Annotated in this window: 14 protein-coding genes; 5 read left to right on the forward strand and 9 right to left on the reverse strand. The window is 70.6% G+C overall.

Annotation, left to right across the window (positions count from 1 at the left end; all coding sequences use genetic code 11):
* The first annotated feature begins 45 nt into the window (after positions 1-45).
* From AD72_RS06220 to AD72_RS06235, 4 genes are all read left to right on the forward strand, one after another.
* Positions 46-1329 (forward strand): M16 family metallopeptidase, encoded by a 1284-nt coding sequence (locus AD72_RS06220; RefSeq protein ID WP_031465435.1) that lies wholly within the window; start codon positions 46-48, stop codon positions 1327-1329.
* On the forward strand, positions 1326-2699 hold the full coding sequence (locus tag AD72_RS06225) for a M16 family metallopeptidase (RefSeq protein WP_031465436.1): 1374 nt from the start codon (positions 1326-1328) through the stop codon (positions 2697-2699). Before AD72_RS06220 ends, AD72_RS06225 begins: the two co-directional genes overlap by 4 nt.
* A complete protein-coding gene (gene nudC, locus AD72_RS06230) occupies positions 2696-3607 on the forward strand; it encodes an NAD(+) diphosphatase (RefSeq protein ID WP_031465437.1) in 912 nt (303 codons plus the stop codon). The genes AD72_RS06225 and nudC overlap by 4 nt, the downstream gene beginning before the upstream one ends.
* A gap of 113 nt (positions 3608-3720) precedes the next feature.
* Positions 3721-4329: a malonic semialdehyde reductase gene (locus AD72_RS06235; RefSeq protein WP_031465438.1), complete on the forward strand. Its 609-nt coding sequence runs from the start codon at positions 3721-3723 to the stop codon at positions 4327-4329.
* On the opposite strand, the gene AD72_RS06240 is transcribed toward AD72_RS06235, so the two are convergent.
* From AD72_RS06240 to AD72_RS06280, 9 genes are read right to left on the reverse strand one after another with little or no spacing between them, the layout of a single operon-like run.
* The gene (locus AD72_RS06240; RefSeq protein ID WP_031465439.1) at positions 4316-4846 is read right to left on the reverse strand and encodes a P-loop NTPase family protein; all 531 of its coding nucleotides are present in this window, start codon (positions 4844-4846) and stop codon (positions 4316-4318) included. The genes AD72_RS06235 and AD72_RS06240 overlap by 14 nt on opposite strands.
* Positions 4843-5445, reverse strand: coding sequence for a histidine phosphatase family protein (locus AD72_RS06245; RefSeq protein WP_031465440.1), 603 nt, complete (start codon positions 5443-5445; stop codon positions 4843-4845). The genes AD72_RS06240 and AD72_RS06245 overlap by 4 nt, the downstream gene beginning before the upstream one ends.
* A complete protein-coding gene (locus AD72_RS06250) occupies positions 5442-6917 on the reverse strand; it encodes an FGGY-family carbohydrate kinase (RefSeq protein WP_051898049.1) in 1476 nt (491 codons plus the stop codon). Before AD72_RS06250 ends, AD72_RS06245 begins: the two co-directional genes overlap by 4 nt.
* Positions 6914-7384 carry a ribose-5-phosphate isomerase gene (locus AD72_RS06255; RefSeq protein ID WP_031465442.1) on the reverse strand — a complete coding sequence of 157 codons (471 nt, stop codon included), beginning with the start codon at positions 7382-7384 and terminating at the stop codon, positions 6914-6916. Before AD72_RS06255 ends, AD72_RS06250 begins: the two co-directional genes overlap by 4 nt.
* Positions 7381-9093, reverse strand: a complete 1713-nt coding sequence (locus tag AD72_RS06260; protein WP_031465443.1) for a dihydroxyacetone kinase family protein — start codon at positions 9091-9093, stop codon at positions 7381-7383. Before AD72_RS06260 ends, AD72_RS06255 begins: the two co-directional genes overlap by 4 nt.
* Positions 9090-9731 (reverse strand): class II aldolase/adducin family protein, encoded by a 642-nt coding sequence (locus AD72_RS06265; RefSeq protein ID WP_031465444.1) that lies wholly within the window; start codon positions 9729-9731, stop codon positions 9090-9092. The genes AD72_RS06260 and AD72_RS06265 overlap by 4 nt, the downstream gene beginning before the upstream one ends.
* Positions 9732-11192, reverse strand: coding sequence for an FGGY-family carbohydrate kinase (locus AD72_RS06270; RefSeq protein WP_031465445.1), 1461 nt, complete (start codon positions 11190-11192; stop codon positions 9732-9734). It abuts the gene before it with no gap.
* Between the two features lie 25 nt (positions 11193-11217).
* Entirely contained in the window at positions 11218-12258 is a 1041-nt protein-coding gene (locus AD72_RS06275) for a 2-hydroxyacid dehydrogenase (RefSeq protein WP_031465446.1), read from the reverse strand.
* Positions 12258-12953, reverse strand: a complete 696-nt coding sequence (locus tag AD72_RS06280) for an HAD family hydrolase (RefSeq protein ID WP_031465447.1) — start codon at positions 12951-12953, stop codon at positions 12258-12260. Before AD72_RS06280 ends, AD72_RS06275 begins: the two co-directional genes overlap by 1 nt.
* Positions 12954-13085: 132 nt before the next feature.
* Between AD72_RS06280 and AD72_RS06285 the strand changes: the two genes are divergently transcribed.
* The gene (locus AD72_RS06285) at positions 13086-13871 is read left to right on the forward strand and encodes a DeoR/GlpR family DNA-binding transcription regulator (RefSeq protein WP_031465448.1); all 786 of its coding nucleotides are present in this window, start codon (positions 13086-13088) and stop codon (positions 13869-13871) included.
* The last annotated feature ends 61 nt before the right edge of the window (positions 13872-13932 follow it).

Consider the following 13932-nt stretch of genomic DNA (forward strand, 5'->3'; position numbering starts at 1 on the left):
ACCGGGTCACGACGAGCCCGCGCGCCTGCGGCTACTGTGGGGAGCATGATCAGCCCGGACATCCATCGGTTCACGTGTTCGAACGGCCTTCGGGTGCTGCTCGCCCCGGACAGCGGGCTCGGCCTCGTCGCGGTGAGCGTGCACTACGACGTCGGTTTCCGCTCCGAACCCGAGGGCCGGACCGGGTTCGCGCACCTGTTCGAGCACCTGATGTTCCAGGGAAGCGAATCGCTGGAGAAACTCGCGCATTTCCGGCATGTGCAGGGGTCGGGTGGCTCGTTCAACGGATCCACGCACCCGGACTACACCGACTACTTCGAGGTGCTGCCCTCAGCCGCGCTGGAACGAGCCCTCTTCCTCGAGGCGGACCGGATGCGCGCGCCCCGGATCACCGAGGAGAACCTGCGCAACCAGGTCGACGTGGTCAAGGAGGAGATCCGGCTCAACGTGCTCAACCGGCCCTACGGCGGGTTCCCGTGGATCACCCTGCCACCGGTGCTCTACCAGACGTTCCCGAACGCGCACAACGGTTACGGCGACTTCTCCGAACTGGAGAGCGCGACCGTCGAAGACTGCGCCTCCTTCTTCGACACCTACTACGCCCCGTCGAACGCGGTGCTCACCATCGCCGGAGAGTTCGATGTGGACACCGCGATCGCCTTGGTGGAGAAGCACTTCGGCGATGTTCCGGCCCGCCCGCGCCCGGTCCGCCCGGACTTCGGCGAGCCGGCACCCGAGAGCCAGCGCACCGGGAACGTGGTCGACGCGCACGCCCCGCTTCCCGCCCTCGCGGTCGGGTACCGGCTGCCCGACCCGGTGAACGACCTGGACGGCTACCTCGCCAGTCACGTGCTCGGCGCGGTGCTCACCGAGGGCGATGCCTCGCGGCTGCAGCAGCGGATGGTGCACACCGAACCGCTGGTGGTGGAGGTGAACGCGCGCTGCGGGCTGATGGGCGCCCCGCTGGATTCCCGTGATCCGGACACCTTCGTGCTCACCGCGATCCACACCGACGAGGTGGCCAGCGAGAAGGTGCTCGCGGTCGTGGACGAGGAACTGGAGCGCCTCGCCGAGACCGGCCCGGACGAGACCGAACTGGCCCGGGTGTCCGCCCGCTGGGCCGCCGCGCTGCACGGCAACCACGACCGGCTGGTCTCCCGCGCGCTGGACTACGGTGCCACCGAGCTGCTGCACGGGAGCGCCGAACTCGTCGCCGAACTGCCCGAGCGCATCGGCGCCGTGACCGCGAACCAGGTCGCCGAGGCGGCCGCCGCGAAACGAACCACGGCCCGCGCCGTGCAGACCGTGACCCCAGGAGGACAGCAGTGACCCGAACCGCAGCGGAGATCGCGAGCACCGAGCGCGGACCGCGCGAGCTTCCCCCGCTCGGCGTCCAGCCGCCCGCCGCCGAGCTCGAACACGTGGACACGGTGCTGCCGAACGGATTGCGGGTACTCGCGGTGGCCTCGCGCGGGGTGCCGCTGGTGGAGCTGCGACTGCGCATCCCGTTCGCCAAGCGCGGGGCGAGCACCGGCGACCCCGCCTACGCCGCGCGCGCCGAGGTGCTGGCCGGCACGATCCTGACCGGGACGAGCAACCGGGACCGGATCGCCATGGACACCGATCTGGCGCTGGTCGGCGGCGAGCTCGACGCGGTCGTGGACCCGGAGAAACTGCTCATCGAGGGCAGCTGCCTGGCCGAGGGGCTGGACAGACTGCTCGAGGTACTCGCCGACGCGCTCACCTCGGCGAGCTATGTTCCGTCCGAAGTGGACAATGAGCGGGCCCGGCTGGTGGAACGGCTCTCGGTCGCCTGGTCCCAGCCGAGCATCATCGCCCGCGCCGCGCTGCAACGGCACCGCTACGCCGATCACCCGTACGCGCTCGAGGTTCCGCAGGCCTCGGACGTCACCGCCGTCACCGGCGAGGACGTTCGCGCCATGCACGCGGAATCGGTGCTGCCGCGCGGATCGAGCCTGGTGCTGGTCGGCGATTTCGACCCGGCCGAGGTGACCGGGCGGCTCGCGCAGGCGCTCGGCGGCTGGACCGGGGAGCAGACCGCGCAGGAGATGCCGCCGCTTCCGGAACTCACCGGCGGCGATACCGCGCTGGTGCACCGGGACGGCGCGGTGCAGTCGCAGATTCGCCTTGCCGCACAGGGAATCGCGCGCACCGATGAGCGCTATGCCGCGCTGCAGCTGGCGAACATGATCTACGGCGGGTACTTCTCCTCCCGGCTGGTGGAGAACATCCGCGAGGACAAGGGCTACACCTACGGGGCGAGCAGCAGGCTCGAGTTCACCCCGGCGGGCTGCTCGGTGCTGGTCGGCGCGGACACCGCGAGCGAGGTCACCGCGGCCGCCCTGCTCGAGACCCGGTACGAGCTCGCGCGCCTGGCGATCGTGGAACCGAGCGAGGCGGAGACCGAATCCGTTCGCCAGTACGCCATCGGTTCGCTGCTGACCGCGCGTTCCTCACAGGCCGGGCTGGCCAGCCAGCTGGCCGCGCTGGTGGCGGTCGGGCTCGGCGTGGAGTGGCTTTCCGGGCACCAGGCCAGGCTCGAGGCGGTCACCCGGGAGCAGATCGCCGAGGCGGCCGCGGAGTTCTTCGCCCCGTCCAGGTTCACCGGCGTGGTCGTCGGCGATGCCGAGCTGCTGTCGGCGAAGCTGCGCGTGCTCGGCGGTGTGGTGATCCCGTGAAGTTCGCCCTCGACGGACTGCCGAGGCTTTCGCGGTCCACTGTGGACAGGACGGAACCGTTGCGCGACGACGTGCAGCGGCTGCGCTCCGGCTGGGCGGACGCGCTCGTGCTCGGTGTCGACGAGAAGGGGCGTGCGCAGGTCACCGAGGACGGTGGCGCCCTGGTTTTCCAGCCGGCCAAGGAACTCGGCGAGCTGCCCCCGGATGGCGCGGTGCTGCTCGGTGAGCAGGACGAGCTCGCCTACTGGGCGGTGCGCGCCGAACTTCCCGAGGACGCGCGGCACACCGATCTCAGGCTTGGCGGGGCCTTGCTGGACGACACCGGCGCCGGGCTGTTCGTCACCGCGGTCGCCACCCTGAACTGGCAGCGGAGCACGCGATTCTGCACGCGTTGCGGTAATCCCGTGCGGATCATCCGCTCCGGCTGGGCGAGCTGGTGTGCGCACTGCGAGATCGAGGACTATCCGCGCACCGATCCGGCGGTGATCTGCCTCGTGCACGACGGCGAGGGCGAGAACGGCCAGCACGTGCTGCTCGCGCGCCAGCCGAGCTGGCCGGAGACCTTCTTCTCGGTGCTCGCCGGGTTCGTCGAGGCGGGCGAAGCACTCGAAGCCTGTGTGCACCGGGAGATCTGCGAGGAAGTGGGCATCGAGGTGGATGCGGTGCGCTACCTCGGCAGTCAGCCCTGGCCGTTCCCGCGCTCGCTGATGCTCGGGTTCACCGCCGTCGCCGACCGGTCCGCGCCGCTGCGGCCCGCGGACGGGGAGATCGCCGAGGCGCGCTGGGTGTCCCGGGACACGCTGCGCGCGGCGATCGAGGCGCGTGGCGAGGTCGTGGACGGCCTCATGATGCCGGGCAATTCCTCCATCGCCGCCTCGATGTTGCGCTCCTGGGCGCAGGCAGGCTGAGGCTCGCTGAGGTTGTGACGGGTGCCACGTCGGTGGAAACCCGCCTCGCGGAATCGTTGAACGCTCAACTACGTTGCACGGGTGGGCAAAGCCGAGTGAGAAGGAGACACCCGATGACGACCGCAACCGAGCTGCTCTCGATTCCCGCCGAGGTTCAGGACCTGCTGTTCCGTGAGGCACGCACGGCGAACACGTTCACCGAGGAACCGGTGAGCGAGGAGCAGCTGCGCGCGATCTACGACCTCGTCAAGTGGGGCCCGACCTCGATGAACCAGCAGCCGCTCCGGGTGGTGCTGGTGCGCAGCGAGGAAGCACGGCAGCGCCTGCTGCCGCACCTGATGGAGGGCAACCGGGCCAAGACCGAGCGCGCCCCGCTGACCGCGCTGCTCGCCGCGGACACCGAATTCCACGAACGGCTGCCCGAGGTCTTCCCGCACAACCCGGACGCCAAGAACCTCTTCGCCGGCAACGAAGACCTCCGGCACACCAACGCGAAGCTGAACGCCTCCCTGCAGGTGGCCTACTTCATCATCGGGGTGCGTGCGGCCGGGCTCGCCGCGGGCCCGATGACCGGATTCGACGGGGCCGGAATCGCCGAGGAGTTCTTCCCCGGCGGAACCCAGCACCCGCTGGTCGCGATCAACATCGGCAAGCCGGGGGAGGACGCCTGGTTCGGCAGGCTGCCGCGACTGTCCTACGAGGACGTCGTCACCACCGTCTGAGCCAGGCCTCGAGTTCACGGGTGGAACGGAACAGCAGCACCTCGGGACCGTCCTGCGCGGCGGCCCAGGTGCGCATCCGGCGGCGTTTGCGGCCGAACGAGCGGAAATGCCAGACCAGGATGGAGTCCGGGCTCAGCATGGTGCCGACCGTCTCGACGTTCTGATTGCAGACGAACTCCCTGGTGCGGATGCGGCGCACCGTTCTGCGCACCAGCCGCCCCAGGGAGACCAGCCGCGGGAAGTCCAGGCAGACGATCAGGTCCACGCGGTCGAGTACGAGATCCGCCCATTTCCCGTAGGCATTGTCGAGCACCCACCGCCGGCCGGAGACGACCGCGCGGATGCGTTCGCGCTGGCTCGCCGTGTCGACCGGAACCCAGCCGGGTTCCCAGGTCAGTTCGTCGACCAGGGTCAGCGGCAGCCCGGTCGCCGTGGCGATGCGGTGCGCGGTGGTGCTTTTCCCGCTGCCGGTCACCCCGTACACGAGGATCCGCTCGGCACTCGGCGGGCCGCTCACACCTCGGCGTTGAACTCGAGCAGCGCGATCGAGTCCCGGCTGACGCGCAGGGTCGTGCGGGCCACATTGCGCATCTCGGGGAACAGCTCGCGGTAGCGATCCGGGGCGATGCCGAGGAATTCGCACAGCAGCAGGCGGTTCGTGGTGGAGTGCCCGACCACGAGCAGGTGCCCGTCCGGGAACTCGTGCACCAGTTCGCGGATCGCGGGCAGCGCGCGGGCGATCACCCGCGCCCCGGGTTCCCCGCCGGGGAGCGGATTCGTCGCCGGTGCGGCGTGGAACCGGCGTACATCCTCGGGGAACCGTTCGAGCATTTCCGCCTTGGTCAGTCCTTCGCCGGACCCGAAGGAGATCTCGCGCAGCCGCGGTTCGACACGCGGCACCAGCCCGGTCGCCTCGGCCGAAGGTGCCGCGGTCAGCTGGGAGCGTCGCAGGTCGGTGACCACGATCGCGTCCAGCCCGGCGTTCGCGGACCAGGCGGCCAGCTTCCCGGCCTGCGCTTCGCCGAGCTCGGTCAGGTCGATATCGGTGCCGCCCGCGTAGCGGTTTTCCTTGTGCCACACGGTTTCCCCGTGTCGTACGAAGGTGAACGTGGTCATGATCGGAGCCATCCTCGGTTCTGCAGTGCCGCGCGGAATGCCGCGTACTGATCATCATGACGGGTGCCGCCGGGCTCGTAGACGCGGGCCACCCCGCTCATGGTCTCGGCCACCTCGGCGAGGCCCCGGTCCCCGGCGGCCCAGGCCGCGAGCACGGCCATACCGGCCGCGGTCTCGGTATTGACCGTGCGTTCGAGCCTGCGCCCGAGCACATCGGCACGCAACTGGTTCCACCACTCGTTCTTCGTGCCACCGCCGCCGATCCGCACCCGGCCGTGCACCGGGAGGCCAGCGGTGGCGAGCAGGTCGAAACACAGCCGTTCGGCGAAGGCGACCGCGTGCAGCACCGAGGAGAACACCCGGGCCGCGCCGAACTCGGCGACCGCCCGCGCGTCGAGTGGTTGCGCACCGAGGCTGCGGTCACCAACGAATCCGTATGCCTCGGGGGCGATGAACGGGAACCGCTCGCCCTGCGCGGCGAGCGGATAGCAGTCCAGCGGTTCGGCCGATTCCGCTTGCGCGGTCAGCGAATCCAGCTCCGCACCGGCGAACAGTCCGCTGAGCACACCGGCCCCGGCCCCGCTCGCCCCGCCGGGCAGCCAGGTTCCCGGCTCCGGACCGCGATGCGAATAGACGGCGCCGGTCGGCTCGCCGCGCAGTTCGGTGCTGACCCCCTTGAGTACCAGGGTGGTGCCGAGCACGCTGTTCCAGTCCCCGGGGGCCAGCGCCCCGGAACCGAGCTGGGACGCGCAGCCATCGGTCATCCCGGCGAACACCGGAATCCCCCGTGGCAGGCCGGTTTCGTCGGCCTCGCTCGCGCACAGCTCGCCGATCCGGGTTCCCGGGGTGACCACATCCGGCAATACGGCCTCCGGGATACCGAGCCGGTCGAACAGCGCCTCCGGCCAGCGCAGGTGCACGATGTCGAAACCGGATTTCAAGGCATGGCTGGAATCCGTGGCCACCCGCGGGTTCCCGGTGAGCATCGCGGTGACCACATCGGCCTGGTGGGCGAGCCGGTTTCCCCGTGCGGCAAGGAGATCCGGATCGGTGTGGACGATCCCGGACAGTTTCGTGAGCGCCCAGCTCGGGCTCGCGGTGTAGCCGAGTTTCTCCCACAGCGCCGATCCCGCCTCGCGCACCGCACCGACCCGGTCCGCCGCGCGGTTGTCGTCGTACATCAGGCCGGGGCCGCGCGGATTCCCGTCCGCGCCGAGGATCGTGAAGGTGCCGGATGTGCTGTCCACCGCGATCCCGCCGATCGCCGAGCGCTGTGCCGGGCTCAGTTCCCCGGCGAGCGCCCGCAGCGCGGTACGCACTCCCGCGCGCCAGTGCGCGGGATCCTGCACGTGGCGGGCTCCTTCGCGGTCACCGTGCAGCGCGGCCGAGCCGACCGCGAGCTGGGTGCCGTCCTCGGCCACGGCGACCGCTCGCGCGCTCTGCGTACCGAGGTCGACACCGAGCCAGATCACGAGTCGCCGAGATCGTAGGAATCGATGGCGGCGACCTTCTTGGCCGAATTCGAGGTCTCGTCGAAGGTGTAGTCCAGCCACTGACCGGCCAGCATCCTGGCGAGCTCGACCCCGATGACCCGCTGCCCGAAGCAGAGCACCTGGGCGTTGTTGGACAGCACCGAGCGCTGCACCGAGTAGGAATCGTGCGCGGTGACCGCGCGGATCCCGGGCACCTTGTTCGCGCTGATCGCCACTCCGAGCCCGGTGCCGCAGACCAGCAGCGCGCGGTCGGCCTTCCCTTCGGCGACCAGGCGCGCGGCGGCCACGCCGATGTGCGGGTAGTCGGTGTGCTCCTCGGCACCCACCCCGACATCGGTCACCTCGGCGACCCGGGGATCGGCCGCGAAATCCGCCTTGAGCGTTTCCTTGAGCCCGAATCCGGCGTCATCCCCGCCGACGACGATCCGCCAAGCCTTGTCCGTCATGCTTTCTCCTCCAATACTTCCGCGATCGCGGTGACCGCGATACCGAATGAAACCGCCCCGGGATCCGGGGTTCCGACACTGCGCTCGGCGAGCGGGCGCGCCCTGCCGACCTTCGGGGACAGCGAGGCGGTCGCGGCACCGGCCTCGGTCGCCGCCCGCGCCGCCTTCCGCCACGCGGTCGCGGGATCGTCCCCGCTCGCCTCGCGCAGCGCGGTGACGAACGGGTCGACCGCGTCCAGCATCGTCTTGTCCCCGAGTTCGGCCTTGCCCAGGCTCACGAGTGTTTCCAGCGCCTTTTCCGCCCCAGCGGCCACATCCGCGGTGCTCGCCGCGCGGTCCGCGGGCAGCGCGGTGCCGAAGGCGCGCAGCGCGGCACCCCAGAGCACCCCGGATGTCCCGCCCGCGTCCGCGGCCCAGGCGTCCCCGGCAGCGGCGAGCACATCCGCGGGACCGGCGTGCGCCTGCGCGGTGCGGCGCGCGGCCTGATCAGCCGCGGTGGCGCCCTTGCTCATGCCCCGGCCGTGGTCCCCGTCCCCGGCGATCGCGTCCAGCCTGCCCAGTTCCTCGCTGGCCTGTTCGATGGCGGCGGAGAGGGCACCGAGCGCGGCGGCCACCGTGCGCGCGCAGCGCTGCCCGGCCTCCGGGGCGACCGCGAGCTCGGTCTTGCGGGCGGCCGCGTGCCGGTGCGTATGGGTCCCCGAGGAGGCGGCGACCGCGACTCCCTTGCGGTAGGCCGGGGTGTCCACTCCGGCGGACCAGAACCGTTCGAGTTCCTCGTCCAGCCAGGTCACGGTGAGCGAGCAGCCGGCCATGTCCAGGCTGGTGACCAGTTCACCGACCTCCGGTTCGACCAGCTCCAGTCCGGCATCGGCGAACAGCGTGGTCATCCGGGACCACAGCACGAACAGCTCCTCGTACTTGGTGCGCCCCAAGCCGTTCAGCAGTACCGCGACCCGGTTTCCCGCGCCCTGCGGGGCTTCCGCGAGCACCCCGTCCACGAGCCGCTGCGCCAGTTCGCCAGCCGAGGGCAACTCCGTCTCGGAAATGCCCGGCTCGCCGTGGATTCCGAGGCCCACACCCATTTTCCCGTCCGGAACGGTGAACAGCGGCTCCTGCTGACCGGGCATCGTGCACCCGTCGAAGGCCACCCCGAGGCTGCGGGTGCGGGCGTTCGTGGTCTCGGCGACCCGGCGCACCTCCTCGAAGGAGTACCCGGCCTCGGCCGCCCCGCTGGCCAGTTTGAACACGGTGAACCCGCCCGCGATCCCGCGCCGTTTCCCGTGTTCGGCGGCCGGTGCGCTGGCGATGTCGTCGGTGATCACGATGTTCGCCGCCGGGATCCCCTCGGCCTCGAGGCGTTGCACGGCGAGCCCGAAGTTCATGTTGTCGCCCGCGTAGTTGCCGAAGGCGAACAGCACCCCGCCACCGCACTCGGCCTCGAGCGCTACCGAGTAGGCCTGCTCGGCGGACGGCGAGGTGAAGATGTTGCCGATCACCGAACCGTCGGCGAAACCGGGGCCGACCACGCCGCAGAACGCGGGGTAGTGCCCGGAGCCGCCGCCGGTGATGACCGCGACCTTGCCGTCGGCCCCGGGCTGCGCGCGCACCACGCCACCGGGAACCTGCCGCACGTATTTCGCGTTCGCCTCGGCGAATCCGCGCACCATGTCCTCGGCGAACCGCGCCGGATCGTCGTACAACCGGGTCATTGCGAAGCCTCCTTTGGCTGTCCGTAACCGCGGATCTTCTCGGCCACGGCGGTCATTTCCTTGTCCTCGAGCAGATTCGGCTCACCTGCGGCCTTCGCGGTGAGCCACAGCTGGGCGCACCACTCCAGGGTGCTCGCCTTGCCGTAGGCCGATTCCAGGTCTCCGGCAAGGCTCAGGGTGCCGTGATTGCGCAGCAGCGCGGAACTCGCACCCTCGAGCGCGCGCACCGCGTTGCGGGCGAGCTCATCGGTGCCGTAGGTCGCGTACTCGGCGACGCGCACCGGGTTCCCGCTGGTGGCGAGCATGTAGTGAATCGCGGGCACCGTCTCGCACAGCGTGGAAACGGCGGTGGCGTGCAGCGCGTGCGTGTGCACGATCGCCGAGGCGTCCGGACGGGCCGCGTACACCGCGAGATGCAGCGGAAGCTCACTGGTGGGCGCGAGTTTTCCCGCCAGCTGCACGCCTTGCGGGTCCACCACCGGGATGTCCCCGGGCCGCAGGCTGCGGTAGTCCACCCCGGTCGGGGTGATGTGGATGCGGTCGCCCTCACGCACCGAGACATTGCCCGAGGTGCCGATGACCAGTCGCTCCTCGAGCATCCGCAGACACACCGCGACGATGTGTTCGCTCGTGTCCATTCAGGACTCCTTCCAGGTGGGCCTGGCGTGTTCGACACTGTCCAGGTAGTGCCGGAAACCCGAGGCGTAGAACGTTGTCGCCCGCTCGTCCGGGCGGATCACCGTGCGGTCGGCGCGCCAGATCTCTCGGTCGACCGGTTCACCGACACTGTCCCACGCGGTGAGCGCGGCACCCCGGGCGCCGACCCCGGCCTCGTTGGGGATGTGCACCTCCCTGCCGAGCACATCCACGAAGATCTGCCGCCAGGCCCGCGAGCGCATCCCGCCGCCGCAGGCGGACAGCTCCCCGGTGAGCCCGGCCGCCTCGATGCTGTGCCGGGCCGCGTAGGCGAGGCCCTCGCACAGCGCGCGCACCAGATCCGCGCGCGTGGTGTCGATGCGCAGCCCGGTGAACTGGCCGCGCGCCGCGGGGGCCACGAAGGGAGCGCGTTCGCCAGCCGGGGAGAGGAAGGACAGCGCCGAGACCCCGTTCGCACCCGGTGGGCTGGCCTCCAGCAGCGCGTCGAGTTCATCGGTGTTCGCGCCGACCATGCGCAGCACCCAGTCCAGGCTCGCGGTACCGACCATGGAGGGCATCGCGCGCAGATACTGTCCGTCGTTCGGCTGGCTCGGCAGCGCGATCCACATGCCCGCGGGTTCACTGTCCGGATCGAGGTCCACCCGGTCGGTCAGTACCTCGGCGCCGAGCGTGGTGCCGACCACGATGGTCCCGTCGCCCGGCGCGTTCACCCCGGCGCCGAGCGAGCAGGCGGGCAGGTCGAACGGGCCCGCGGAGACCGGGAGCCCGGAGGGCAGCCCGAGTGCCGCGGCAGCCTCCCTGGTCAGCGAGAACAGGGTGCCGCGCGGGGCGGGATCGACCAGCAGCCGCCGGTGGTCGCCGAGCCCGCAGGCCTCGATGGCCGCCGTGGCATAGGAACGGCTCGGCACGTGCAGGAACGGCAGCGAGGCATCGGAGGCGTCCACGGTCACCGCGCCGGTCAGCCGCTGCACCACCCAGTCGAGGCAGTACCCGGCGACGGCCGCGCGCTCCAGGCGTTCGGGCTCGTGCTCGGCGAGATGCGCCAGCAGCGGCCCCGCGCTGCCCGGGAACATCCCGGAACCGGTCAGCCGGTGCACCGCGCGCACCGTGCCGTCCGCGCGCCAGCGTTCCAGGGTCGGGTTCGCCCGCCCGTCCAGCCAGGAGATCGCGGGCCCGACCGCCACGCCGTCGGCGTCCCGCAGCCAGAGTCCATCGCCCTGACCGGTCAGCGCGAGCGCGGTGACCGGAGCGGGGGCCTCGGCGGCGGTCGCCCGGATCACCTCGACCGCGCTGGTCAGTACCTCCTCGAAATCCTGTTCCACATGCCCGTGCTCCAGCACGTTCAGCGTGCTGGGTTTGGTGTGCGTGACAACCGCTTTCCCCGCGCGGTCAAGCAGGAACGCCTTCGTCACGGACGTTCCGATGTCGACGCCGAGGATCATCGCGCAGCCTCCTTGCCGCGAACCCTCATCGGGCGAGTACGTCCGGATTGGCGAGGTGCTCCGGACGCTCGCCGCGCAGGAAACGGGCCGCATCGCGGGCGACGATGTGCGCGGCCCGGTGCGCGGTCTGCCGGGTGGCCCCGGCCAGGTGCGGTGTGGTGATCACGTTCGGCGCCGAGTGCAGCGGCCAGTCGGCGGGCGGTGGCTCGATGTCGTACACATCCAGGGCCAGTGCGCCGAGTTTTCCGCTGCGCAGCAGTTCGGGGAGCGGCTCGTAGTCCAGCAGTCCGCCGCGCGCCGAGTTCACCAGCACCGCGCCCTCGGGGAGTAGTTCGAGCTGTTCGCGCCCGATCAGCTGCCGGGTCTCCTCGGTGAGCCGCGCGTGCAGGCTCAGCACGGAACTGTTGCGCAGCAAGGTTTCCAGCTCCACCAGCTCGACGCCCTCGGTGTGCAGCTCCGCCGCGTCCGCGTACGGATCCGCGACGAGCACCCGGGATCCGAAAGCCCGCAGCACCCGCGCCACGATGCGCCCGATCGCGCCGTAGCCGACGAGGCCGACCGTGGTCCGGTCCAGTTCGATGCCCGCGTTCGGGTAGGCGTAGTAGTCCCCGCGCCAGGTGCCCTGCTTGAGTTCCCCGTCGCTGGCCGGGATCCGGCGCAGCGCGGCGAGCATCAGCCCGATCGCGAACTCCGCGGCGGCCGCGGCATTACGGCCGGGGGCGAACCCGACGAGCACCCCGCGGGCGGTCGCCGCGGCGAGGTCCACGTTCACCGGGCCGCCCCGGCACACGCCGATGAACTTCAGCTCCGGTGCGGCGGCGAGCACCGTGTCGGTGAACGGGGCCATCTGGGTCAGCGTGACCGAGACCCCGTCGAGCGCGGCGATCAGTTCCTGCTCGGATCCGCTGGCCTCGTCCACGGTGCCGACCGCGCCGAACGGTTCGTGCGGCCACGGTGCGCGCAGGGTGCGGAACTCCAGTTCGGTCCCGGTCTGTTCGCCGCGCAGCGCGTCGACGAACAGCTCCGGGGCGACGAACCCGTCACCCGCGGCGAGGATCTTGGCCATCAGCGGTTCTCCTTCGTGCTCAGCCCGCGCAACAGGTATTCGCGCACCTGATAGAGGTCCTTCGCGGCGAACACCGCTTTGTCCAGCGCGTCCGCGGCCGGTGGATAGGTGGGATTGGGCAGCGCGACCACGCGCATGCCCGCGGCAGCGGCGGCACGCAGCCCGTTGCTGGAGTCCTCGACCGCGAGGCAGCGCTCCGGGGCCGCGCCGAGTTTGCGCGCCGCGGCCAGGTAGACGTCCGGATTCGGTTTCCCGCGCGGCACCTCGGCGCTGGACACGGTCGCGGTGAAGTGCCCGAGCAGTCCGTGGTGTGCGAGCACCGCGTCGATCACCCGGCGCGGCGCGGAGGAGGCCATCGCGATCGGGGCACGGGCGCTGACCTCGCGCACCATCTCGGGTGCCCCGTCGAGCGGATCGATCCGGCCCTGCTCCAGTGCCCGGACCATGCCGTCGACCACGGCTTTCTCGGTGGCCTCCGCGGATTCCCCCGTCCCGGCGAAGTCGGCGAGGTAGCGCGCCCATTCCGGGGCGCTCATGCCCTGTACCGCCCTGGTCTGTTCGCTGCCCCAGTCCGCCCCGCGTTCGGCGGCGAACGCCGTCCACAGTTCCTCCCAGAGGTGTTCGCTCTCCACGATCACCCCGTCCATGTCGAAGACGACCGCGGTCGCGGTCGACGGGGGACTGGCGTTGGACATGTACTCCTCCGGTCAAATCCGACCCTACCCGGCACGTCGAATATAACTCTGTCGACGTTAATAGTCACGTTTTGGGTGTTAATAATCCCGATAATGGCGGATGTCGGCGCCCGGATGGTGCACGATGGCCGCATGAGTGGGAAGTCACGCCAGACGGCACGGCAGTCGCGCCAGCGCACCATCGTGGACCACGTCGTCAGCAACGGGTTCGCCTCCGCCGCGGATCTGGCCGGGCTCACCGCGGTGAGCCTGATGACGGTGCACCGCGATATCGACGAGCTCGTCGGGCGCGGGGTGCTGCGCAAGTACCACGGCGGGGTTTCCGCGCAGCCCTCCACGGTTTTCGAGAGCAGTTCGGATTTCCGGATGCACGCCGCGGTCCGGGAGAAGGAGGCGCTGGCCAGGGCCGCGCTGCGGTTCGTGCACCCGGGAATGTCGGTGATCCTGGACGATTCCACGACCGTGCTCGCGCTCGCCAGGCTGCTCGTGGACATCGGCCCGCTCACCGTCGCCACGAACTACCTGCGCGCGATCGAGGTGTTCCGCGAGGCCGAGGATGTACGGCTGCTCGGCCTCGGCGGGGAGTACTCGCGCACCCACGACTCGTTCATCGGGCTCTCCTGTCAGGAGGCGATCGGGCGGCTCTCCCTGGACGTGATGTTCCAGTCCACCTCCGCGATGACCGAGTCGATGACCTTCCACCAGGAGCAGGAGATCGTCCTGGTCAAGCGCGCACTGATGGCATCGGCCTCGTTGAAGGTCCTGCTCATGGACGGGAGCAAGGTGGGAAGGACCGCCCTGCACCGGTTCACCCCGGTCGCGGACTTCGACCACGTGCTCATCGCGGGCGAGGTGGACGAGGCGATCCTGGACGCGCTCGGGGAACGCACGGACGTGATCCGGGTCCCGGTGACCTGAGCTTTTCCCAGCTTCGTTGTTAACTTTCACATCGAGAGCGCCGGATGGGTGCTGATCATCT

This window comes from Sciscionella sediminilitoris, from assembly GCF_000737195.2.
Classification (GTDB): domain Bacteria; phylum Actinomycetota; class Actinomycetes; order Mycobacteriales; family Pseudonocardiaceae; genus Sciscionella; species Sciscionella sediminilitoris.